20 protein-coding genes and 1 tRNA gene are annotated in these 22793 nt (G+C 45.7%); 10 read left to right on the plus strand and 11 right to left on the minus strand.

Annotated features, from left to right (window positions below; genetic code table 11):
* Positions 1-26: 26 nt before the first annotated feature.
* The gene (gene murD / locus ACS8E3_RS01680) at positions 27-1454 is read right to left on the minus strand and encodes a UDP-N-acetylmuramoyl-L-alanine--D-glutamate ligase (RefSeq protein WP_439240538.1); all 1428 of its coding nucleotides are present in this window, start codon (positions 1452-1454) and stop codon (positions 27-29) included.
* Positions 1455-1872: 418 nt separating this feature from the next.
* On the opposite strand from murD, the gene ACS8E3_RS01685 reads away from it, so the two are divergent.
* The 4 genes from ACS8E3_RS01685 (at position 1873) to ACS8E3_RS01700 (ending at position 6535) form a co-directional block, all read left to right on the plus strand.
* Entirely contained in the window at positions 1873-3372 is a 1500-nt protein-coding gene (locus ACS8E3_RS01685; protein WP_439240541.1) for a SulP family inorganic anion transporter, read from the plus strand.
* Positions 3373-3406: 34 nt separating this feature from the next.
* Positions 3407-4261 carry a universal stress protein gene (locus ACS8E3_RS01690; RefSeq protein ID WP_439240543.1) on the plus strand — a complete coding sequence of 285 codons (855 nt, stop codon included), beginning with the start codon at positions 3407-3409 and terminating at the stop codon, positions 4259-4261.
* Between the two features lie 555 nt (positions 4262-4816).
* Positions 4817-5155: a P-II family nitrogen regulator gene (locus ACS8E3_RS01695; protein ID WP_201611156.1), complete on the plus strand. Its 339-nt coding sequence runs from the start codon at positions 4817-4819 to the stop codon at positions 5153-5155.
* Between the two features lie 117 nt (positions 5156-5272).
* Entirely contained in the window at positions 5273-6535 is a 1263-nt protein-coding gene (locus ACS8E3_RS01700) for an ammonium transporter (protein ID WP_439240545.1), read from the plus strand.
* Positions 6536-6689: 154 nt separating this feature from the next.
* On the opposite strand, the gene ACS8E3_RS01705 is transcribed toward ACS8E3_RS01700, so the two are convergent.
* From ACS8E3_RS01705 to ACS8E3_RS01715, 3 genes are all read right to left on the minus strand, one after another.
* A complete protein-coding gene (locus tag ACS8E3_RS01705) occupies positions 6690-7073 on the minus strand; it encodes a DUF2147 domain-containing protein (protein WP_439240547.1) in 384 nt (127 codons plus the stop codon).
* A 277-nt stretch (positions 7074-7350) separates the two neighbouring features.
* A complete protein-coding gene (locus tag ACS8E3_RS01710; protein WP_439240549.1) occupies positions 7351-7614 on the minus strand; it encodes a hypothetical protein in 264 nt (87 codons plus the stop codon).
* A gap of 128 nt (positions 7615-7742) precedes the next feature.
* The gene (locus ACS8E3_RS01715) at positions 7743-8627 is read right to left on the minus strand and encodes a DNA/RNA non-specific endonuclease (protein ID WP_439240551.1); all 885 of its coding nucleotides are present in this window, start codon (positions 8625-8627) and stop codon (positions 7743-7745) included.
* Between the two features lie 176 nt (positions 8628-8803).
* Here ACS8E3_RS01715 and ACS8E3_RS01720 point away from each other — a divergent pair.
* Positions 8804-8894, plus strand: a tRNA-Ser gene (locus ACS8E3_RS01720).
* 89 nt (positions 8895-8983) lie between these two features.
* Here the strand turns inward: ACS8E3_RS01720 and ACS8E3_RS01725 are convergent.
* On the minus strand, positions 8984-9406 hold the full coding sequence (locus ACS8E3_RS01725) for a PaaI family thioesterase (protein WP_439240554.1): 423 nt from the start codon (positions 9404-9406) through the stop codon (positions 8984-8986).
* A 234-nt stretch (positions 9407-9640) separates the two neighbouring features.
* Positions 9641-10498: a sterol desaturase family protein gene (locus ACS8E3_RS01730; RefSeq protein WP_439240556.1), complete on the minus strand. Its 858-nt coding sequence runs from the start codon at positions 10496-10498 to the stop codon at positions 9641-9643.
* A 242-nt stretch (positions 10499-10740) separates the two neighbouring features.
* On the opposite strand from ACS8E3_RS01730, the gene ACS8E3_RS01735 reads away from it, so the two are divergent.
* From ACS8E3_RS01735 to ACS8E3_RS01750, 4 genes are all read left to right on the plus strand, one after another.
* A complete protein-coding gene (locus tag ACS8E3_RS01735; protein WP_439240558.1) occupies positions 10741-11445 on the plus strand; it encodes a hypothetical protein in 705 nt (234 codons plus the stop codon).
* A gap of 214 nt (positions 11446-11659) precedes the next feature.
* The gene (locus ACS8E3_RS01740) at positions 11660-13432 is read left to right on the plus strand and encodes a potassium/proton antiporter (protein ID WP_439240560.1); all 1773 of its coding nucleotides are present in this window, start codon (positions 11660-11662) and stop codon (positions 13430-13432) included.
* A gap of 19 nt (positions 13433-13451) precedes the next feature.
* Positions 13452-14135 carry a DUF421 domain-containing protein gene (locus ACS8E3_RS01745; protein WP_439240562.1) on the plus strand — a complete coding sequence of 228 codons (684 nt, stop codon included), beginning with the start codon at positions 13452-13454 and terminating at the stop codon, positions 14133-14135.
* Positions 14136-14381: 246 nt separating this feature from the next.
* Complete coding sequence (locus ACS8E3_RS01750; RefSeq protein WP_439240564.1) at positions 14382-14798, plus strand: hypothetical protein; 417 nt, start codon at positions 14382-14384, stop codon at positions 14796-14798.
* 101 nt (positions 14799-14899) lie between these two features.
* On the opposite strand, the gene ACS8E3_RS01755 is transcribed toward ACS8E3_RS01750, so the two are convergent.
* On the minus strand, positions 14900-15451 hold the full coding sequence (locus tag ACS8E3_RS01755) for a DUF3124 domain-containing protein (RefSeq protein ID WP_439240566.1): 552 nt from the start codon (positions 15449-15451) through the stop codon (positions 14900-14902).
* Positions 15452-15796: 345 nt separating this feature from the next.
* Here ACS8E3_RS01755 and cls point away from each other — a divergent pair, with 345 nt between their 5' ends.
* Positions 15797-17296 (plus strand): cardiolipin synthase, encoded by a 1500-nt coding sequence (cls, locus tag ACS8E3_RS01760; protein WP_439240568.1) that lies wholly within the window; start codon positions 15797-15799, stop codon positions 17294-17296.
* 4 nt (positions 17297-17300) lie between these two features.
* On the opposite strand, the gene ACS8E3_RS01765 is transcribed toward cls, so the two are convergent.
* From ACS8E3_RS01765 to ACS8E3_RS01780, 4 genes are all read right to left on the minus strand, one after another.
* Positions 17301-18239, minus strand: coding sequence for a putative RNA methyltransferase (locus tag ACS8E3_RS01765; protein ID WP_439240682.1), 939 nt, complete (start codon positions 18237-18239; stop codon positions 17301-17303).
* Positions 18240-18389: 150 nt separating this feature from the next.
* Positions 18390-19508, minus strand: coding sequence for a phospho-N-acetylmuramoyl-pentapeptide-transferase (gene mraY / locus ACS8E3_RS01770; protein WP_439240570.1), 1119 nt, complete (start codon positions 19506-19508; stop codon positions 18390-18392).
* A gap of 3 nt (positions 19509-19511) precedes the next feature.
* Positions 19512-20951 carry a UDP-N-acetylmuramoyl-tripeptide--D-alanyl-D-alanine ligase gene (locus tag ACS8E3_RS01775; RefSeq protein WP_439240573.1) on the minus strand — a complete coding sequence of 480 codons (1440 nt, stop codon included), beginning with the start codon at positions 20949-20951 and terminating at the stop codon, positions 19512-19514.
* Between the two features lie 104 nt (positions 20952-21055).
* Positions 21056-22753, minus strand: coding sequence for a UDP-N-acetylmuramoyl-L-alanyl-D-glutamate--2,6-diaminopimelate ligase (locus tag ACS8E3_RS01780; protein WP_439240576.1), 1698 nt, complete (start codon positions 22751-22753; stop codon positions 21056-21058).
* Positions 22754-22793: the final 40 nt, after the last annotated feature.

Genomic DNA, 22793 nt, shown 5'->3' on the forward strand with positions numbered 1-22793 from the left:
ATCACTTATAAAGATTTATAGCTCATTCAGCTATCAGCGGTATCTTGCGTCACTAGCTGCTGCACCAACTGACTAAAATGCTTACCGCGCTCAGCATAACCACTGAACTGATCGAAGCTGGCACAGGCTGGAGACAAGAGTACCGCTTGCACTTGCGATAAGCTGCTATCTGTCACTTGCTGAATACAATTAAAAGCGTTATCTAGCGTCTGGCACTGATGCAATCTGACATCGTCGCTAAGTTCGGCTTCGCGCAAATGCTGCTCAATGAGCTTGGCATCCTCACCGATAATGAGCACTTGACTGACATAGTGGTTAATGAGCGGCGCCAATTCGCCGAACTGCTGGCCTTTTGCTTGACCGCCTAATATCAACAACAGCTTACCATCTTTTGGTGTATAGACGGCTCCTAGGCCTTCAACCGCCGCCATAGTCGAGCCGATATTAGTGCCCTTTGAGTCGTTAAAAAAGTCGATATCAGCCACTGAAGCTACAAACTGGCAACGATGATCGAGCCCCGTAAACTGCTGTAACGTGGCGATCATACTCTCTAGAGGCAACCCTGCCAACTCACCCAAAGCAAGCGCGGCCTGCGCATTAAGCAAGTTGTGACGACCCTTGACCGGTAGCTGATCAGAGGATATGAGGCGCTCGGTACCGCGAGCCAAATAGATCTGCCCATCAGGATCGGTAATCAAACCATATTGATCTTTATCAGGAGCATGAATGCCAACACTGATACGAGGCAAATTGTCCGCGACTAAAGGCCGAGTCAAGGCGTCTTCACGGTTGACGACTACCGATTTTGCGCCTTGAAAGATACGGTGTTTGGCCTGATGATAGCCGAGCATATCGCCATGTCGGTCTAGATGATCAGGAGACATATTGAGCACAGTCGCCACTTGCGCGCCTAAATTGCTGACAGTTTCTAACTGAAAGCTGGATAGCTCAAGGACCACCAGCTCCATGTCTTTATTGGCTAGTAAGCTCAAAGCCGGCACGCCAATATTGCCACCGACGCCTACCTTGACCCCAGCATCACTTGCCATCTGTCCCACTAAAGTGGTGACGGTGCTTTTGGCGTTGGAGCCGGTGATAGCGACTATTGGTATGCTACAAGCTTCACAAAACAGCTGAATATCACTGACGACTGGTATATTAGCTTGCCGCGCTTGCGCCACTGCTGGGGTTGTTAATGAGATGCCAGGGCTGATGATAATACGCGCTGCTTGTAATAATAACTCGCTGTCAAGGCCGCCAAATTGACGAATCTCGACTGCAGCCGGTAGCTGGTCAGCCAATACTGGCGTAGGGTGATTGTCAGTGACTGCAACACGATATCCTTGCTCGGTGAGATAATGTGCTACTGATAATCCGGACTGTCCTAAGCCAACGACCACTTGTAGGCCACTGCCTTTATGAATCAATGTCGCTGGTGCCTCAGAGGTCGACATATGCTTTCCTTATCTTAAACTATGGAAGCGCTCTGAAATGCGAATCACGGATGAGAGCAATCACGTCATTCTGAGCGATTAATATAAGCATCATAACGGTATCGTTGATATTTCGGTACTGCTTTTTTGCCACTTTGTGCTATTATGCCCATGTTTTTATAGCTAATAACGAATGGCTAATATCTTAGCTGTTATTAGTTTATCATGTTGTCACTAGCAGCATGCCTCTGCAACTAGTATCAAGCCCTATTATCTCACTATTCGTTATTGGCTTTTGCTTATATGCAAGTGTCATATCTTTTGACAGGCTCAGTCTGTTGAGCCACGTCTTAGCTCTCTTGTCAGTGACTATTATCAGTAGATAATAGGCTCATGATCAGCGACTACCTTTTTGCCTCTTACTCTATGCAGCTTTCTTATGATATCTTTTATTGATAACTTACGTGATGAGTGGTTCTCTAATGTTCGCGGCGATATTTTGTCAGGACTCGTCGTCGCCCTCGCCTTGATTCCAGAAGCCATCGCCTTCTCTATTATCGCCGGCGTTGATCCGAAGGTAGGTTTGTACGCCTCCTTTTGTATCGCTGTCGTCATAAGCTTCGTTGGCGGACGCCCAGGGATGATCTCGGCGGCCACCGGTGCGATGGCATTAGTCATGGTCGATCTCGTTGCTGATCACGGGCTCCAATATCTGCTAGCGGCAACCTTGCTATGCGGCGCTATTCAGGTGGTGATGGGTATCTTAAAGCTTGGCAATCTCATGCGTTTTGTCTCGCGCTCAGTGGTGATAGGCTTTGTCAATGCGCTAGCGATTTTGATCTTTGCCGCCCAGCTGCCTGAACTCAATCCGATGACGGAGCGGGTCGGTATGACCGTCTATATCATGACGGCGGTAGGCTTAGCGATCATTTATTTGTTTCCACTTATTCCAAAGATTGGCCGCATTATCCCTTCACCGCTGATTTGTATCGTCGGTTTGACAGCGGTGGCGATGTACATGAATCTAGACATTCGTAATGTCGGCAGTATGGGCGATCTGCCCGATTCGCTGCCGGTATTCTTATTGCCAGATATTCCGCTCAACCTTGAGACGTTACTTATCATCGCCCCCTACTCTATCGCTTTGGCTATCGTCGGCTTGCTTGAGTCGATGATGACCGCGACCATCGTCGATGAGCTCACGGATACGCCGAGTGATAAAAATAAAGAGTGCCGCGGTCAAGGTATCGCTAACGTCGTCTCTGGGTTTTTTGGCGGTATGGCTGGCTGTGCAATGATCGGTCAATCGATGATCAACGTAAAGTCTGGCGGCCGTACTCGTTTATCGACTTTAATAGCGGGCGTTGTGCTACTGATTATGGTGGTGTTCTTGAGCGAATGGGTCAGCCAGATTCCGATGGCAGCGCTAGTTGCGGTGATGATTATGGTCTCTATCGGTACCTTCAACTGGCAATCCATTCGCGAGTTTAAAACCCACCCTATGTCATTTAATATTGTGATGCTAGCGACAGTGTTGACAACCGTCATCACCCATAACCTTGCGTATGGTGTCGGTGTCGGCGTACTATTATCCGCCTTAGCCTTTGCCAATAAGATCGGGCAATTCTTGACGATATATAGCGATTATGACGATAGCACCAATACGCGCTATTATTATGTGCAAGGGCAAGTATTCTTTGCCTCGACCACGCAATTTCTAAACAGCTTCGATACCAAAGAAGCGTTAGATATCATTCATATCGATGTCAGCCAAGCGCATTTTTGGGATGTTAGCGCCGTCGATACGCTTGATAAGCTCGTCATGCGCTTGCAACGCGAGGGTATTGATGTCAAAGTAGTTGGACTAAACAATGCCAGTCGTACTTTGATCGATCGCTTCTCTATCCATGATCGCCGCGATATTGGATTGCTTGATTAGATAGCTCATGTCATTTAGCTAATACGGTTGCCTTATGAGTAATTTAAAGCCAGATAGTGTCATTGCTTGTCTAGACTGTCCTGATCACGTGCAAGCGGTATTGGACGCAAGCATGTGGGCCTCCAATCGCCTGCAAGCGCCGATTGGTTTGTTGCATTCTGTACCAAGCATGCAGCAAAAAGCAGCGGTGAACTATTCTGGCTGCTTAAATATCGATGATGAAAGTCACTTGTTAGATCAATTTACTAGTCATGAGCACTTAAGTAATTTTGAGCTTAAAGCTCAAGGTAGGCTGCTATTGCATCAAGCTAAAGCATACTGCGAAGAGCATCAGCACAAACGCTCCGTCTATACCTTACATCGCCATGAAAACCTCAGCGAGAGTATCGACTATGTGGATGAAAAATCGCAATTGATCGTTATCGGTCATCACGTCACTTGTAAAACCACCTTAAGCCAGCTAGTCAGATTGAGTCATTGCCCCATTTTGGTGACTCATGCACCATTTTTGCTCCCTACTACGGCACTATTCGCTTTTGATAACCGCATTACCACCCACCGGATGCTCGATTGGCTGTGCAAAACGCCTTTAGTGCGCGCATTAACCATTCATATCGTAATGGTCGGCAAAGATAATAATGATAACTGCGACGCACTGCGTGAAGCTTATGCGCGTCTCAAGCAAGCAGGTATCAACGCCAAAAAAGCCCTGTTAGACTGCCGTGATGTCAGTGCTGCTCTCACCTACTATCAAAACGAGCATGAGATTGGGATGCTGATGAGCGGTGCTTTTGGGCAATCGCGTCTGCGGGAGATCTTACGAGGTAGCGATACTAAAAAACTGCTCGTCAGTACCAAAACGCCGTATCTACTTTTTCCGAAGCTCTAGTCTGTTAGAGCTAATTCTCACATTCAACCCAACTGACTGTGAATCAGCGAATATCCATCAATACCCTATCATTAATCTTCTACGCTCAATCCACTGTTGCACAGCGCTTACCGCTCTTAGGCGATAAGCGCTGTTTTATCTTGCGATCACTTTGCTTTTATCTCGCCTCACTGTATTCATTTTTGCTGACAATAGACGGCTGTTTTTGCACTTACCTCTGCTCCTGTCTATGCTACAGCCTTCTGATAATCGCTATTCCCTGCTCTATATGATGTTTTAGTAACTCAGTAGGGTATAGCCTCCCCGAAGGCTTATAAGTTCGTTATAATAAAGCTCTTTTTAAGCCAGTGCTACATCGATAAATCGTCTGGTCGTATTGTTTACCCCTTTGTTTATGACGCGCTAAAGTCGTTTAAGGCACCAAGCTTACCTCCCCCTTGAGTAGGCTTGGCACAGTTCTTGAATGACTACTAGTAAGCATAAAAGAGGAGTAATACAGCGAATACTTCCTGATAGTGTCCTCTTTGTAGCCTCACTCATGTAAGGATAACACTTATGAAGTTAATCACTGCGGTTCTAAAACCTTTCAAGCTTGATGATGTACGTGAAGCGCTCTCTGACATCGGTGTCAAAGGCGTTACTGTCACTGAAGTAAAAGGTTTTGGACGTCAAAAAGGACACACTGAGCTGTATCGCGGTGCAGAATATGTGGTGGATTTTTTGCCAAAAGTAAAAGTAGAAGTCGCTGTCATTGATGAGATGGTCGAACCAGCTATCGAAGCTATCACTCGTATCGCTAGCACTGGCAAGATTGGCGACGGTAAAATCTTTGTCACTAGCTTAGAACAAGTTATTCGTATTCGTACCGGCGAGACAGGTCCTGATGCTATATAAAGTATAAAGCTGTAGAAGTATAAAACCGTACTTGCCCACTACTGGTGCAAGAAACGGTAAAAGCCTTAATTATCGGCAAGCCCGATAGCTGCATTGTCAATTCAAGGGGGAATTAAGATGCAAAGTCAGATTTTTGAGTTACAGTACGCGATTGATACGTTTTATTTTTTGGTCTGCGGCGCTCTAGTGATGTGGATGGCCGCTGGTTTTACGATGTTAGAGGCAGGAATGGTGCGCTCAAAAAACACCGTTGAGATCTTGACCAAAAACATCGCGCTGTTTGCGACCGCCTGTACTATGTATATGATCTGTGGCTACGCTATTATGTATGGCGGCGAGCTATTCTTAAGCGGCATCGTAGGCGACGCCGCGCTAGCAGCAGACGCGCTAGCCACTTCCGCGGAGAATGGCTTCGGCGGTGACTCAGTCTACTCAGCAGCCGCTGACTTTTTCTTTCAGGTAGTGTTTGTCGCGACCTGTATGTCTATCGTCTCAGGCGCAGTCGCTGAGCGCATGAAACTGTGGTCGTTTTTATTGTTTGCCGTAATCATGACTGGCTTTATTTATCCTATGGAAGGCCGCTGGACTTGGGGCGGTCAGGATGTCTTTGGTTTGTATAATTTGGGCGCTATAGGTTTTGTGGACTTTGCCGGCTCAGGCATTGTACATATGGCAGGAGCGGCAGCAGCATTGTCGGGTGTGTTGTTATTAGGAGCGCGCCACGGAAAATATGGCTCTAAAGGTGAGATACGAGCCATTCCTGGTGCCAACTTACCACTAGCGGCGCTTGGCACTTTGATCCTATGGATGGGCTGGTTTGGTTTCAATGGTGGTTCAGTACTAAAACTAGGAGATATCGCTAGCGCTAACACTGTGGCTATGGTGTTTTTAAATACCAATGCCGCGGCAGCAGGCGGCGCTATCGGAGCGCTGTTATTAGCAAGGCTTATCTTTGGTAAAGCCGATTTGACTATGCTCTTAAATGGTGCACTAGCGGGGCTAGTCGCTATTACCGCCGAGCCTTCTACGCCTTCTGCCCTACAAGCTACTCTGTTTGGAGTGGCTGCGGGTATCATTGTCGTGTTATCTATCCTCGCTTTAGATAAAATAAAAATTGACGACCCTGTTGGCGCTCTTTCGGTGCATGGCGTGGTCGGTCTATTTGGGCTATTAATTGTACCTATTACGAACCCAGCAGCTACCTTCATAGGTCAGCTCGTTGGCGCGGTTACCATCTTTGCTTGGGTATATGTGGCAAGCTTAGTAGTTTGGCTAGTAATCAAAGCCGTTTTCGGTCTGCGTCTCTCTGAAGAAGAGGAATATGAGGGTGCGGATATCGCTGAGTGCGGGATGGAAGCTTATCCTGAATTTGTCCGATAGATGCAGCGAGTAGTGATTTGAAAATATCAGTGTTCTAAAGTCATCAAAATAAAAATCCCGCATAACCTACTGGCTACGCGGGATTTCTTTTACTGGTTTGTTTTATAGACTGATTAGTAAGTCTTAACTATTACTAATAGTCCTAAAATTTACCTTATTTCTTTTTCCACTGCTGGCTGCGTGAAAACGGACCAATATAACCTTTTAGGTTTAAGGTGTCGCCGCTCAAACTAGCTGTCATGCGATAGTCTTTACCTTTTTCTGGATCAGTAATCGTACCACCGCTATATTTACCACCGCCGTCAGCTTTTAGACCAGAGATAATGGTCATGCCAACGTGCTTTTTGCCTTTGGCTGAGTTGGTACCAATAAGCTTACCAGTCAATACGCCGTTAGACTCAGTGATTTTGACCGTGCCTTTAGGCTTGCCATCATCATAAGTTTGCCAAGTAGTATTATGCAATGGGTCAGCGGCAAATGCCATAGTTGCCATGCTAATACCAGCGGCTGCTAAAGCGGTTTTTGTAAATAATTTCATATATCGACTCCCTTCAATGATTGTGCAATAAACTGCGTGTATTGCGCTTGTCCTTAAAAAATCTCTACGACTAGAACTGTTTGTATCCAACATAAATAAAAAAGAAGTTATTTCTGTGAGTTATCTTTTCCACTTATTATTTAGATTAATAACGACTAAAATAGTCTTTATCAAAACAGTACAAGCGCTGTCTGATTACATTATAGGCAAAAAAAACATTTTGCCTAGTAATTTTTTATAAAGATTTCTTTCTCTAATTCATAACTATATCAAATAGTTACAAAAACGGATTATCAATATTGTCATCTGACCAGTCATCATTTGATTTTGACACTTCATCTATATATGTGTACTGACCAGTTCTTTCAAATTGCTTTAATATCTTATTGGTAAGCTCGTGTAGCTGCTTTGCCTGCTCAAATCCAGCTTCGGTCAAGTATAAATCCAAATCACCGTAGATAATAATCTTGTCTTGTTGATTTTCGATAACCAATTCACCAATTTGCATACTTTGATGATTATTTGCAAAAGGATCGATCATAAGTTACTCCAATTATCAAAAATAGTGATCAGCAACGATCATTTATATTCATTAAGCAATCTATCTCACCAGTATATTCTTATAGTGCCTGTTAATGCCTATGATTTAGATCGTACGACTTATCGTAATTACGCTTGCAGCTGTGTCAACAGCCAATCCACTAAAGCTAAAACGAATATTAGCCATAATGGCTCTTCGCTAGGCTCAGTAGGGGCATCTATCTTTTCTCCCGCTTTTAATGGCAATGCCAAAACTTGCTGCTTTACCGCGCTATCTAACACAGGGAGCACTTCCACCCCTACCTGTTCGCTAAGCTCATCAAGGCTAATCACCTCAACGCGTTCGGACTCATCATTAGGCGCGTAGTAGACGCCGGCTTGATTGAGAGCTGGAATATAAACCGCTTTAAAAAAATGACTAGGTACGAGCACTTGCCTATTTAAGCGCTTCGTTTTTTTATCCGTAAAGGCCACTCCTGTCACGGTATAAACTTCGCCATATTGCTGCGTGAGATAGCGCGTAGCGGATTCGATATTGCGCCAAATGTAGCGGTTATTGCGCGGCGACTGCGGCGCGATATTAGCGAGACTAAAGCTATCGTACTGCTGCGAGCGCGTGGCCATGTCGGCATTGGGCGCAAGATGTCCTCTATCATAGCCTGAGCCTGAATAATCGTCTAATGACGCTCTAGCAGATTCTGGCAGACGGCTCTCTTCATGAAAGCTGTCTTCACGATCAATGGTTTTGGCCTGATTGAGACGGGTTCGAGTCAGATGTTCTGCGGACCATAAAGGTGTGCGCGTCACCCCTGAGTACATGACCGCAAAGCCATCCATACATAGCGCTTGGGTGTTAGCTCTGAGCTTATCATTGATAAATTCAGGATAAACCCCGCCATAAAATGACTCATTACACTGGCTTAAGTCATCGGCATAAGCAGGCGCTATCGCGAGTAGCCATACCGTTATCATCGCTCCTGCACTGGCTGTTATACTATGTTTGACACGACTCATCGCCCTACTATTTATTATTGCAAAACTCATCACGTTATTTTGTACCCTTCGTCGATATAATCGATGCTGCTGTCCTCACTAATGCGCTATCCTAGCAGGCACTTATTAATAAAGAAAGATAAAGCGCAAACCGTGACAATTCAAATCGTATCCGTTATACTAAGCCGTCTAAAAAAGGTGACGTGGGTGAGTGGCTGAAACCGCACGCCTGGAAAGTGTGTATACGTTCATAGCGTATCGAGGGTTCGAATCCCTCCGTCACCGCCATTTCTCTTCTGTTAAATCAAGCTTCCTTGATTGGCACTTTTTCTAGCCTTTTTAAACATTCCTGCACTACTCTTCAAGCAAAGCCTTTTTCATTTTAGCTCGTCACGCTTAGGCGGCACCGAATAAGTCCCAACCACATGGGCCACCATATCCTCAGAGCCTTTGGAATAGAGAGATACTTCGCCTACGATTAATGCGCGTCCTACTTTTATTAAGCTGCACTCAGCAATGATGCTCGCCTCTGCTACTGGTCTGCGCAAAAAGTTAATGGTTAGGCTAGTGGTTACCGCTAAGGGTACGATACCGATTTCACCCAGTATCGCTATATAAATCGCGACATCTGCAATACTCATCAATACCGGGCCGGAAACGGTGCCGCCAGGTCGCAGCTCGTCGCTACCAACAGCGAGTGACAAAGTGGCTTTGCTATCCCCTACTGACTCAATCTTATATCTAGATTTCGGAAACTCTGAGTGTATAAAGGCAACGATTTCTTCTTTAGTGGCTGACATAATTCTCTCCATGTTTTCATTATTATCGTTGTAAGCTTCCTGCTTTTTTATTGAAAATGTATTAGGGTCTGTTGAAATTTAGCTTATGCTTATATAGTCGATTCACTTTAAAAATGACATAGCGCTGTTGGGATGAATTTTACGCAGCATCGAAGGAACGCAGCACGCAAGTAAAACTTATACCAGTAGCGCACTTAGTCTCATAACAATTTTACTTTAAACTGACTATAGCAGCTAACCCCGCGCCTGCCGTTTAAGCGCCTGAGCCTGTCGTTTTGCCAGCTTCGTACTCTCCTCAATCTCAACGGGTGTCAGACCTTTCTTCTTTTCTTTTAGATAATTCAAATAGGCCGGAATATGAGTCTTGCCTAAATATTTATCCAAATACGGCAAAAATCCCGCGTAGTTGCCTTTGAATTTGGCATGATGAAAATCGTGATACACCGGCCCTTCGTAAACTGGCAGTAGATGGGCAGGATTCCACGGGATATCATAGCCGATATGACCATCCGCGCCTTCAATTTGCCGTAGTATCACCCATAGATAGACCACGTAAATGTGCGCGCCAAGCACGATAGGCCCGACCAAGGTGAGCGTCGCGGTGAGCGAGTACTCGACCCAATGCATGTAGTTACCGTTGATACCGCAAGTATTATGAATCCGGTGATGGACGCTATGGATATGCTTGAGTAGCCACTTATTCTCATGCATATAGCGGTGCATCCAGTAGTATAAGAAATCATCGAGTAGCACAAAAAACACCAGCTGCGCGATAATAATGTACCACGCAGGTAGCGCGCCATTATGTACGCCGGTGAGCTTAAGGAGCGGCCAAACCAGCACTAATAAGGCCGCTAAGATAATATTATTGATGATGATACGGCCAATGGACGGCAGTAAGAACTTCTGCATCTCAAAGGGCTTGGATTGTATTTTGTATTTACGCAGCGCAATAGGATCACGCCAAGCGATAATCGTCCACGGAATCGCCACCACCAAAAACGCTGTCATGCTGATGGCTAGCGTCGCCATCGGAAACTGCCAAAACCAAGGATCGTTGTAGAAGCCTTGCCAGTAAGAGAACACATCCATATGTCACCTATTGCACTTACCATGAAATTTATGAAACTTAGTCTAGTAGAGTAATAAAACTTGTACAGATTAGCCAGACATTAACTATTCAGTCATCACTATAGCGCTGATGATGCTAGTCTTATAGCTGTAGCGCTATAAATAACGAATGTCAGACGCGAGCGCTACAAAATTCGATTATAGTAGATAGCAGCGGTCGATATCGGCTGAACGTCAACGCAAAATAATAGCAAGGATGAACGATGAAAAACTTAGCCTTAGCAGGACTAGTAGGACTGAGCTTAAGCGCTTGTGTAACCATCAACGCGCCGATGGATGGCATGGATAACGCTAATGATAGCGTCGTCACTCAATATCCGATTGAGACCGCATTGCTCAATATCTATACTCGCGAGCGTACTGAGACTCTATATGCCGTCGATGAGACAAAACCTTTAGTGTCACAGATCAAGGTTGTGCCTAAGGGCTTTATGAGCTTTGAGGGTAGACAATTGCAGACGGCGCAGATGACGACTCTGACCACGACAGAGGGAAAAGTGGTAGGCAATGCGATAAATCTAAATTATTATAGCTTGAACCCTTTGAAGTTCTACGGATTTACCAATAATTTAGGCCAGTATTCAGTAGCGACGCAAACGGCTACCTTGCCTAAACGAGCGCAAACGGGCGCTGCTAGCGAGCTACTCACTGAGACGGTCTACACCGATAGCAGTAAGCGTCAGCAAGTGAGCCAATTCACTCAAGCATGGACACTATCGCAAGCTAGTAACCATACCGCTTGGTTCTGTCTAAATACCTCTGAAAACCAGCTGACCAATGGTAAGCGTAAAGGTAGCTCGTCACACTGTTATAACATCGATGCCAAAGGTGACATACTAGATAGCAAACTGACCGTCAACCAGCCAACTATCGACGGAACTAAGACCATTCATTATCTTAGTAAATAACTATTATCACCAGTGCCTTGTCCCTACTACTTCAGCACAAAACAGGCTCTTTTACTCCAAAATAAAAGAGGTCGTCAACAGCACTCTATTTATTGACAGAGCTAATTATTGATCTTGTTAATTATTAGCAAAGTTAAGTTTGACGCTGAGGCTACTGTTGTGAATAATGACGCAGACGAGCCTTTTGACGCTCAGTATAAATAGGATAAAAAAGATGGATACTTTAAACGTCCTATATTTAGTAGGGGCATTATTGATCTTTGCTAGCATTATGGCTAGCACCTTATCGGCACGTTTAGGCGTGCCTTTGCTGCTGCTGTTCTTAATAGTAGGAATGCTCGCGGGTGAAGAAGGTGTGCTGGGTATTGAATTTTCACAGTACAATATTGCCAACTTCATCGGTCAAGCTGCCTTAGCTTGTATTTTGCTCGATGGCGGCCTGCGTACCTCCTTTCAGTCGTTTCGAGTCGGACTAAAGCCGGCAGTCACCCTAGCCACTTGGGGCGTTTTTGCGACGGTAGTAGTTTTAGGACTCTTCGTTACTTGGCTCCTCGATGTCGACTGGCGCGTGGGTATGTTGATGGCGGCTATCGTAGGCTCGACCGATGCGGCGGCGGTGTTTTCGCTACTTCGTAATGGCGGCGTCAAGCTCAACGATCGGGTGCAAGCGACACTGGAGCTTGAGTCTGGCGCGAACGATCCTTTTGCTATTTTGTTAGTCACCGGCCTGATCGCGCTAAACGTCGATCCCAAAGGTCAGACGGTGCTTGGCTTTTTGGGTTTACTCGTTCAGCAGTTGGGTTTTGGCTTACTATTAGGCCTGCTTGCCGGCTATCTATTATCCAAGCTACTGCCCAAGATCAATCTAGCGGCAGGGATGTACGCTATTTTGATCCTCTCTGCGGGGCTGGCGGTATTTGCCGCTACTAACCTTATTGGTGGTAGCGGGTTTTTGGCAGTCTATCTGGCAGGGGTCATCATTGGTAATAATAAAGTGCGCTCCACCGAGCATGTGCTGCGGGTGATGGATAGCTTTGCTTGGTTATCGCAAGCGGTGCTGTTTGTGGTTTTAGGGCTATTAGTCACGCCCTCCAACGTGCTCAATGTTTGGTACTATTCGGTCGCGATTACCGCCTTTATGATCTTGGTTGCGCGCCCTATCGCCGTCTATTCTAGTGTCAAACCCTTCAAATTTAAAGATAAGGAGATTGGTTTTATCTCTTGGGTTGGCCTGCGCGGCGCGGTGCCGATTACCTTAGCTATTTTACCGGTCATAGCCTTGGTCGAGGATGCCTTTCTATTGTTCGATATCGCCTTTGGCGTGGTGGTGTTATCGCTGATTTTGCAAGGCAGCACTATTCCTATTATGGCTAATCTATTTAGGGTGCGTATTCCCAATAACAAAGAGCCCAAAGAGCAGCACGAGGTTTGGGTCTCTGATAGGGCCAAAATCACGCTCTATGAGTTTGAAGTCAATGATGGCGCGTTTGCGATAGGTCGCCATCCGCAAACCATCTCTACTAATATTAATGCTAACGAGATAAAAATTTTTGCGCTTGTGCGGCGCCAGTATTTGGTCGTGGTCGATGACAATACTGAGCTCAAACGAGGCGATCATGTCTGGTATGCGCTTAGAGGCAAACATGCCAGCAAAATTGCGCAAATATTCAATGATACTAGCCTCAATAATAAAGAGATGGATGACTTTTATGGCGACTGGCTATTATCGCCTAGCGCTAAACTTGGCAGCCTGCCTTTTTTCGATGAACTGATGCAAACAGAGACCGTCAACACTAAACCTAGAACGAAAAGAGAGACGCCTGCTGTAGATATGTGGCAGCAAACCGTGGCCGAGTATATCATCGAGAATTTAGAAACGGCTCCGGTCTCAGGCGATACCGTGGCGATCAATAATGACTGGTCTTTGGTGGTGAAAGAGATAGATGAAAAAGGCGCTTTTAGAACGATTGGCCTAAAATACAAATAATAAAAGTTAAGGTTATAAAATGGATTGGGCGAGCATTTTTATTCACGATACCACTTGGAGTTTTGCGCTTGAGGTCGCCCTGCGCGCGGCGATCATGTTTATCATGATTATTGTGTTTTTGCGCTTCACCGGTAAGCGTGGCGTGCGTCAGCTGTCTATCTTTGAGCTGACTATTATCCTATCGCTTGGCTCTATCGCAGGCGATCCGATGTTCACTGAGGATTTACCCATTATCCAAGCGGTGATAATTATGAGCGTGGTCATCGGCCTGTACCGCTTATGCACTTGGTTTATGATGAAGTATCAGCCTTTTGAATATCTGTTAGAGGGCAAGCCGGTCTATATCGTCGAAAACGGGCGCTTGGTACTAGAGAAAATCAAAGAAGGCAAGATGTCGCACGATGAGTTTTTCTCTGAGATGCGTCGGCAAGGCGTTGAGCACTTAGGGCAAGTGCGTATTGGTCTGTTAGAGGTCGATGGCAATTTCAGTCTGGTGCTCTATCCGCTCGATGATACCCGGTACGGTCTGCCGCTATTTCCTAAGCCTTATCAAGCGGTGCAGCAAGTCGAGCCCAATTATCACTACGCCTGCATGTACTGCGGTAATGTCGCTTATCTGACGCAGGCGCATGAGCTCTGTAATCGCTGCCATAATAAAAGTCGGCGTTGGGCGAAAGCCATCAATAATGAGATTGTGACTTAAGCTATCGATAGAATATAAAACACATAGTTATAAGCAATTCATAATACCCTTATTATAACAAGGATTTACTAAAAGGCTCATTAGTATACAATTCATGGATATTGATTACCTTTATTAAAGTCTTCTAAACATTAGTGACGGCAATATCCTTTACACTGTAGATAATTTCAATATTTATAGAGTATTTAAAAATATAATATAAATTTTTTACTAAAACTAATTTATTACTAAAAATAGGGAGCTTTTATGAAAAAGCTATTGATAAGCGCCACGCTAGCACTATCAAGCCTAACAGTGATTAGCGCTTGTGCCAATACGAACGCTAGTAACACTATGCCTCATAACAATATGCAGCAAATACATCATAATAACAGCAGTCAACATATGCGTAACAGCATGAACACTATGATGGCTGAGCTGGACTTGACAGCCCAACAAAAAGCGCAAATTCAAGCGCTTAAACAGAACAAGCGTGGTGATCACATGCAAACCCGTGAAGCCATGATGAATATACTAACCCCAGAGCAACGCCAGAAGCTTGCGACAATGCGCGCGCAGCACATGAAACAAGGCGGTCATATGTTGAAACGAGGTCATATGAATCAAGAGGGCCACATGATGAACAAAGGCCACATGAATCAAAACAGTCATATGAACCAATGAGGCTCACTTTAGCTTTAACCATAGAAGCGCAGCCGATATAATTCGGCTGCGCTTCTTTTAGCTCAGTGTCTTTTAAGCTCAGTGATAAAAACAAGCAAATGCTAATGAGTCACGGGCGTGCCTTGGGTACTAAAAGCAAAGCCTTTATTACTAAAATTACCCACCATCACCGCTTCAATAACTGGCGTGAGCGTATCATTAATGCCTTCAACCTCAATGATAAAATTCGCTCCAGAGCCCCCTTTATCTTCTTCTTTTTCGACGATATAGTTCAGCGTGCCCATCGCTGGCAGCTCGATAGGACTATTAACGTATGATTTTACAAAGGTGCCATCCGTACTATAATAATCAATTTTATTGATATAAAGAGAGTTTTTTAGCGCGGTATTACGGACGCTCAAAGTCGCTGAGAGCAACACTTTACGGTTGTCTTTATCAGTATAGATATCCGAATAGATGGGTACATAGAAGGTTTGTTTATAAGTGAATTGACTGCGATCCACCTCTGAGCTCATCTCCAAGTTTTCGATTGGATCTAGATGCTCTTCTGAATAGACGATGTTCGGATCTTGGGCCTCATTATTACAGCCGGACAATGACATTGATAAGGCCACACTAGTAAGCAACAGCATAGATAAATGACAATTATTCATAACCTTCTCCTATGTTAGACGCCGTGGTAGGTCTATCTAGGCGCTGCGTACGACCAAAGTTATCTTTATCATACTCATAGTGCAGGGTATTAAGCAATCAAATCGCTCGCAATAAAGCCTTAGCAAGCAGCAGCAAACTCTGACTTACGTTTTGATATATCTAACGCTATAAAATACGGTATAGTCAACGGATATCTACAAACGAAACGAGCTTTTATTTGCTCGGAGGCTATACAGATTCTATGTAAAAGTTAATTAGACACTAAGTAGAACCTGTGTAGATACTTATGTAGAAATAGAGTAAAAGACTCGCTACCAACGATAAAAATAACAACGGACCGCTTTATGTTTCTAGACATTCTCCTGACTATTCACTTTTTACTGCTGCTGCTGATCTCGGTTCGAGTGCTCGCCCGCCATGACTTGACCGCTCCAGCTCGATTGGCGTGGATAGTTATCCTCTTCGTCTTGCCTTATATTGGCGTTGTGGTTTACTGGTTATTTGGTGAGATTCACTTGGGGCGCAAATTTACACAGAACTATGAGCGCATCAAACATGAGCTGTATCATAATCATCCTGAAGTTCTTGGTCATGACGTCGACTTAGTAAAAGCGGTCAAACCTGAGTACCAAGCGGCTTTTGCTTACTCTGCTGAGGTTACCGGCTTCCATACTACTGTCGGTAATAGCGCTGAGCTGATGGCGGATGCTGCTGAAACCGAAGCGCGAATGATTGCTGATTTCGATGCGGCGACCGATCATATCCATGTGCTTTACTATATTTGGTTGATCGATGGTATGGGGATAGATACCGCGCAAGCACTCATGCGTGCAGCCAAGCGCGGGGTGAGATGCCGGGCGATGGTCGATGGCATGGGCTCGCGTAAGATGGTACGCTCCAAAATATGGCGCGAGATGAGAGAGGCTGGCGTGGAAGTCAGTGTGGCGCTGCCCATTCGCAATATCATTAAGGTGCTGCTCTTTAGCCGTATCGACTTACGTAATCACCGAAAAATCACTGTCATCGATGGTAAGATTAGCTACAACGGTAGTCGCAACTGCGCTGATCCTGAGTTTCGAGTCAAGCCTCGATTTGCGCCTTGGGTTGATATTATGCTGCGCTTTGAGGGGCCTATCGTCGCGCAAAACCAGATGTTATTCGCTAGCGACTGGCTAATGAAAAACCCAGAGACCCCGTTAGACAGCTTTCCTTATTTTGTTGAACCAAAGAATCAGGCTCAAAGCAATTCTCAAAATCAGCAGCAGCACCAGCCTAAAAATATTGCTGCAGCATACGGCATAGCGGCGCAAGTTTTCGCTGACGGGCCGACTCAGCGCCGCGGCACGACGCCACAGTTTTTAAACACTTTGATTGGCCAGACCAAGCGCACTCTAACGATCTCTACCCCCTACTTCGTCCCTGACTACTCTTTAGTTAGCGCCTTATGCGCGGCTTCCTATCGAGGTGTCGAGGTGACGATGATATTCCCTAGACATAACGATTCTTTGATCGTGGCGGCCACTTCTCGCAGCTACTATTGGGAGCTATTACAGGCAGGAGTGAATATTTATGAGTATAAGCCGGGCTTGCTACATGCTAAGACTTTGACCGTCGATGGTGAAATCAGCTTGATCGGCTCAACTAACTTAGATCTGCGTAGCTTTGATTTAAACTATGAAAATAACGTAGTGTTCAGCGATAGAGAATTGACTGAGCAAATTATCGAGCGTCAACAGCAGTATATTACTGATTCTGATCATGTCAGTCTTGAACAGGTAGAAAATTGGCCGTTATATTATCGAATTTGGCATAATATTGTCGCGACAATGGGGCCCGTACTATAATAGGCTATAACGGGCGTTTTTTTAAGACATAAACCACAAATTTTGCCTCCGTATTAAAGCTCGCCGCTGCCGCTTTTGCCAATAGCGCTTGCCGCTTTTCTGGCTGAGCTCGATAAGCATAAGGGGTCATGGTTAATAAATCCGCTAAGTCTGCTGCTGGTAAAGTTAACTCAGCACTTATTCGCTGAGTATCTAATACTTCAAAAAAGGGCGCAAGCTCGGTCAAAAACTTATCCGAATTATGCTCACGTACTTCATCAAATAAGGCCTCGCGCACGCTAGTCAAATGTCCTATATCGGGTTTAGCTATCACTAAATAGCCACCCTCTTGCAAGACATCTGCAAACGCTGTCGGCAATATCGGGCTAAAAATACTAGTAATGCCAGTCAAACTATTGGCGCTCAGTGGTAGATGAGCGGCGCTAGTGACGATAGGATAAATAGCTTCCTTGTTGTCATCTTGCTTATCAATATCTAACCATAAGCGCTTAGCCGCTTTGCTAGCCTTAGCGACTTCTATAACCGCAGGCTTGCTAATATCCGCGGCGATTAAGCTATTAATGCCCTTAGTTTGCGCAATTGCCCCAGTATAATACCCCTCGCCGCAGCCGATATCTAACCAATCGACGGATGATTTGTCTGTTTGTCCAGTACTGTGCTTTGCTGATAGTAAAGCGTTGATTTGCGCACAAACTAGATCACGCAGCGGCTGGTAGTGAGCGTTTGCTAAAAACCGTTGCCGGGCAAGGATAGAGTTGCTACTGTCGCCGGGGGATTTGGATTTTTTTTGATTGACCGGTAATAGGTTGACATAGCCTTGACGCGCCACATCAAAAGGATGAGAAACATTTTTAGGGTTTAAGCTACCATCACAGCGCCAAGTGTCTGCTGCTGGAAATAGTGGTGATTGGCAAATAGGACATATAAATAGTGACACAAGTATCTTAACCTCTTCTAAATTTGCTCATTATTTTGACATTAGCATCTTAACAAAAGTTACTACGGATAAGCGATAAAAAAGCCACTCTAAAATTATCTAGAGTGGCTTTTTGGCTTTGTTATTAAGGGGTGTTGAGCCTAGTAAAGCTAGCATTTAACGCAGTTTTAAAGTCATCAAGCCAAGCACTACTAGCACAATAGCAATAATCCAAAATCTTGCCACCACTTTTGTCTCTTTCCAGCCGATCTCTTCAAAATGATGATGCAAGGGTGCCATGCGAAAGATACGTTTTTTGCGTAGTTTATAAGAGCCCACCTGCAATATCACTGATACCGCTTCAGCGACAAATAAGCCGCCCATAATCGCAAAGGCAATCTCTTGCCGCGTCATCACCGCGATCGTACCAAGCATCGCGCCTAGTGCTAACGCGCCAACATCGCCCATAAACACTTGCGCGGGATGAGCGTTAAACCACAAAAATCCAAGTCCTGCACCCACCATCGCCCCGCAGACGATAATAACCTCAGAGTTATAGGGAATATAAGGTACATGCAAGTATTCTGAGAAGCGCACGTCACCTGAGACATAAGCCATAGCGCCAAGGCCTGCGGCGACTAATACTACCGGTAATATCGCTAAGCCATCTAAGCCGTCGGTCAAGTTGACCGCGTTAGAAGCGCCATTAATCACAAAATACGTAAAGACAATAAAGGCAATGCCAAAAGGCACTGCAGAAAAAGGAATGTACCAATCTTTAAATATAGGCAGCAGTAGATCCTGCATCATACGAGTGGTTGCGATATCAGGCTGTAAAGTGGCAATATAGTATAAAGAGACCCCGACGAAGATAGCACCGACCGATAACCAAAAGTACTTCTTACGCGCAATCAGCCCTTTGGGATCTTTGTATTTAATCTTCAACCAGTCATCTGCCCAACCGACCGCGCCAAAAATAACCATGACAATAAGTAAAATCCAAACATAAGGATTATCTAAGCGCGCCCATAATAAGCTTGCCACACCGATAGAAGTGAGGATAAGCACCCCGCCCATCGTTGGCGTGCCAGTCTTGGCCAAATGCGACTGCGGACCATCATCACGAATAGCCTGTCCATATCGAAGCGTACGTAAATGACGTATCACCCGCCCGCCCAAGAGCAGACTAAACCCTAAGGCAGTAATGACGGCTAATAGTGCGCGCAGCGTCAAGGATGAGACCGCGGAAAACGGAGAATAATACTGGCTAAGCCATTCAAATAACCAAACTAACACCGCTTACTCCTCGATTAGCGCATTGATGAGGGTTTCCATTTCCATAAAACGAGACCCTTTGAATAGCACAGTACAAGGATGTGCTTGCTGCGCTTGTAGATACTGCTGTAAATACTGTAATAAGCTGTCTTTATCCTCAAAATCATGCGCAGTAATACCGCCGATCTCTTCTGCTCCGGCAACAGTGTATTGAGCGTATTCACCAACGCAAAGTAGCACATCGATACCGCTAGCCGCAATGGTACGACCTAAGCTTTGATGCTCGCTAACCGCGGCGTCGCCCAGCTCACCGATGTCCCCGAGTACCATCACTTGCGTACCCGTTTGCGCGGCTAGTACTTTGGCAGCGGCACGTACGGCGTGCGGATTGGCATTGTAAGTATCATCGATCAAGCGATGATTGCCTAATAACTGACTATCAAGGCGGCCTTTCGCCGGACGGGCGTTTTCTAGGCCGATGACAATATCTTCAATATCAATAGCTAACGCATAAGCGCAAGCTGCCGCCGCTAAGGCGTTATTGACATTATGCTCACCGGCGAGCGGTAGACAGATATCTTTGACCTGTGTGCCGATATGCAATTTAAACTCGCTGCGCTCAGGCTCGACATCGAGATGGCTGGCGCTGACATCGGTATTACCAAAACCGATTACTTTTGCGGTATTTTTCTCAGCAGTGCGGCGTAGCTGATTGGTAAAGTCATCTTTGTCCGGCACAATCGCAAACTGGTTATCGCTTAGGGTGTGGTAAATCTCAGATTTGGTCTGGCAAATACCTTCACGGCTACCAAACTCGCCTAAGTGCGCGGTACCGATATTGAGAATACAAGCCACATCAGGACGCACAATTTCAGTGGTATAAGCGATTTCACCGATATGATTGGCCCCAAGCTCCATGATGGCATAGCGATGATGATCGGATAGCTCAAGCAGCATCATCGGCACGCCCAAATCATTATTCAGGTTACCGCGGGTAATCAGCGTCGGCGCTAGGCGACCGAAGATACTGCCGAGCATCTCTTTGCAAGTTGTCTTACCACTTGAGCCTGTAATTGCAATAACGGTTAGATTTGAATGCTGCTGACGGCGATAAGCGCCTAATTGACCCAAAGCCAAACGCGTGTTATCAACCACTAACTGCGGAATGCTCGTTGAAATAGGACGCGAGACGATAGCGGCGATAGCGCCTTTAGAAGCCGCAATGTTGATATAATCATGACCATCGAAATTATCGCCACTAAGCGCTAAAAATATATCACCTGCTTGAATGGTGCGCGTATCAGTGGTGATACGATTGCTCGTCACCTCCAGCTCTTGACTGTCTTGCGCTGCCTGCGCTTGTTGCCAATGTCCACTAAGCGCTGCTGTCGCTGTCAGCAAGTTATCCGCTTGCCAGACATACAGTCCTTGCGACTGAATAGTATTGTGGTGGTCAGCTGTCATAGTGAATACCTTTTATATTAATTATTAACGACTACTTTTTATGAATGGTCTATTGAGGCTTATTAGCTAGACGCCTGATATGCGCTCAAAGAAAGCTTAATGAGCTAGGCACGCCCTACTTGATTAAGGGCCTGTTGCAAGATCACACTGTCATCAAAGTCATAACGCACCCCTTTGATCTCCTGATAAGTCTCATGACCTTTACCAGCGATGACCACGATATCAGCAGCGTTTGCCTGCTCAACTGCATACTCTATCGCCTTTTGCCGGGCAGGCTCGATATGAGTACGCTGATATTGCTCATCCGTCATGCCCGCTTGCATGTCTTGCAAAATAACATTAGGGTCTTCACTACGTGGGTTATCCGCGGTTAATATGACTCGATCAGCGCCCGCCAGCCCTGCTTGCGCCATAATAGGACGCTTGCCAGCATCACGATCACCGCCACAGCCGAATACCGCCCATAGCTTACCTTCACAATGCGCTTTAAGGCTTATCAACACTTGACTGAGCGCGTCCGGCGTATGCGCGTAATCAACGATAAAGCAGCCCTCGCTTGATGGCACACGCTGCATACGTCCGACTGCGCCGTGCAATTTAGGAACCAACTCGCCGATGCGCCCAATATCTATCCCGAGCGCCACCGCTGCTGCAATAGCGGCCAATAGATTGGCGACATTGAAGTACCCTAAGAGCGGACTGACCATGTCGATATTGCCAAATTCGCTCTGCATAGTTATCATCACGCCTTGCAAGCTTGGCTGAATACTAGCGGCACTAAAGGTGGCTTTTTTGGCAGTATCTAGGCTATAAGTCCACACGCTCAGACCACTCGCTTGCGCGATATCTAGCATAGTTTGTGCGTACGCATCATCGATATTAATAATGGCATGAGTGAGACTGGGGAAATGCTGCTTATCAAACAGCTTGGCTTTAGCCGCGACATACTCATCCATATCCGCATGATAATCTAAATGATCACGAGACAGGTTGGTATAAATAGCGACTTTAATAGGTACGCCTTGCAAACGCTGCTGATCGAGACCATGCGAGCTGGCCTCTAGCGCTAACAAATCCACTTGCTGCGCACCCATTTGCTGCAAAAACTGCTGCACTGCTAGCGCATCACCAGTAGTGTGGCTGGCTTGCACCAGCGCCTCTAACTTACCATTACCTGCCGTGCCCATAACCGCGCTACTCATGCCCGCTAATTGCGCTAATTGGGCTACCAATTGGCTAATCGTGGTTTTGCCATTGGTACCAGTAACCGCGGCTACCATGGGTAGCGTTGTGGGCTGCTCGTATTGCAGACGCAGCTGCACTAAGTCACCGAGAAAATCACGGATATTAGGCACATAAACGACAGGACAAGGAAAATTCGATAGCTGCTGCTCAGCGGGCAATTTATTATCATTTGGCTGAATATTAGCATTGGCTGGTACGTTAGCTTCGCTAAGCAGGGCTTGCGGGTCTATTTCAGATAAAATAAAAGCAGCGCTGTTTGCCGCTTGTTGTAGGTAGTGACGGCTCTGTTGGCAGTTCGGTGTCTGGCTTTTTAGCAGTATAAAAGCATCGTTTTCGGCCATTTTCCGGCTATCTAGTCGTAACTGTGCAAAAGAAATGCCCATCACTGGACTCAGGGCAGTAATGGACGTTAATTGTTGTGACAAACGCTTGCTTGCAGGAGTGCTGTCTTGGTGTTTATTGTTTAGTAGCTGCTGTAAGGTCACGGTACTGGTTTGGTTATTCTTGTTTTGATCAATACTGTTTTGATTAATATTAGCCTGATAAGCGTCAGTCATGAAAAATCCTAGAGCTTTAAAATGAAATAAAAGTTAAAAA

This window comes from Psychrobacter sp. 2Y5 (assembly GCF_051847375.1).
Taxonomy (GTDB): domain Bacteria; phylum Pseudomonadota; class Gammaproteobacteria; order Pseudomonadales; family Moraxellaceae; genus Psychrobacter.

Coding starts and splice junctions, on each gene's coding strand:
- ACS8E3_RS01705 (WP_439240547.1), bottom strand. CDS start 7,073: ATGAAATTATTTACAAAAACCGCTTTAGCAGCCGCTGGTATTAGCATG.
- ACS8E3_RS01750 (WP_439240564.1), top strand. CDS start 14,382: ATGAAAAAGCTATTGATAAGCGCCACGCTAGCACTATCAAGCCTAACA.
- ACS8E3_RS01715 (WP_439240551.1), bottom strand. CDS start 8,627: ATGAGTCGTGTCAAACATAGTATAACAGCCAGTGCAGGAGCGATGATA.
- ACS8E3_RS01690 (WP_439240543.1), top strand. CDS start 3,407: ATGAGTAATTTAAAGCCAGATAGTGTCATTGCTTGTCTAGACTGTCCT.
- ACS8E3_RS01685 (WP_439240541.1), top strand. CDS start 1,873: ATGATATCTTTTATTGATAACTTACGTGATGAGTGGTTCTCTAATGTT.
- ACS8E3_RS01780 (WP_439240576.1), bottom strand. CDS start 22,753: ATGACTGACGCTTATCAGGCTAATATTAATCAAAACAGTATTGATCAA.
- ACS8E3_RS01710 (WP_439240549.1), bottom strand. CDS start 7,614: ATGATCGATCCTTTTGCAAATAATCATCAAAGTATGCAAATTGGTGAA.
- ACS8E3_RS01730 (WP_439240556.1), bottom strand. CDS start 10,498: ATGGATGTGTTCTCTTACTGGCAAGGCTTCTACAACGATCCTTGGTTT.
- ACS8E3_RS01740 (WP_439240560.1), top strand. CDS start 11,660: ATGGATACTTTAAACGTCCTATATTTAGTAGGGGCATTATTGATCTTT.
- murD (WP_439240538.1), bottom strand. CDS start 1,454: ATGTCGACCTCTGAGGCACCAGCGACATTGATTCATAAAGGCAGTGGC.
- ACS8E3_RS01735 (WP_439240558.1), top strand. CDS start 10,741: ATGAAAAACTTAGCCTTAGCAGGACTAGTAGGACTGAGCTTAAGCGCT.
- ACS8E3_RS01745 (WP_439240562.1), top strand. CDS start 13,452: ATGGATTGGGCGAGCATTTTTATTCACGATACCACTTGGAGTTTTGCG.
- cls (WP_439240568.1), top strand. CDS start 15,797: ATGTTTCTAGACATTCTCCTGACTATTCACTTTTTACTGCTGCTGCTG.
- ACS8E3_RS01700 (WP_439240545.1), top strand. CDS start 5,273: ATGCAAAGTCAGATTTTTGAGTTACAGTACGCGATTGATACGTTTTAT.
- ACS8E3_RS01775 (WP_439240573.1), bottom strand. CDS start 20,951: ATGACAGCTGACCACCACAATACTATTCAGTCGCAAGGACTGTATGTC.
- ACS8E3_RS01755 (WP_439240566.1), bottom strand. CDS start 15,451: ATGAATAATTGTCATTTATCTATGCTGTTGCTTACTAGTGTGGCCTTA.
- ACS8E3_RS01695 (WP_201611156.1), top strand. CDS start 4,817: ATGAAGTTAATCACTGCGGTTCTAAAACCTTTCAAGCTTGATGATGTA.
- ACS8E3_RS01725 (WP_439240554.1), bottom strand. CDS start 9,406: ATGTCAGCCACTAAAGAAGAAATCGTTGCCTTTATACACTCAGAGTTT.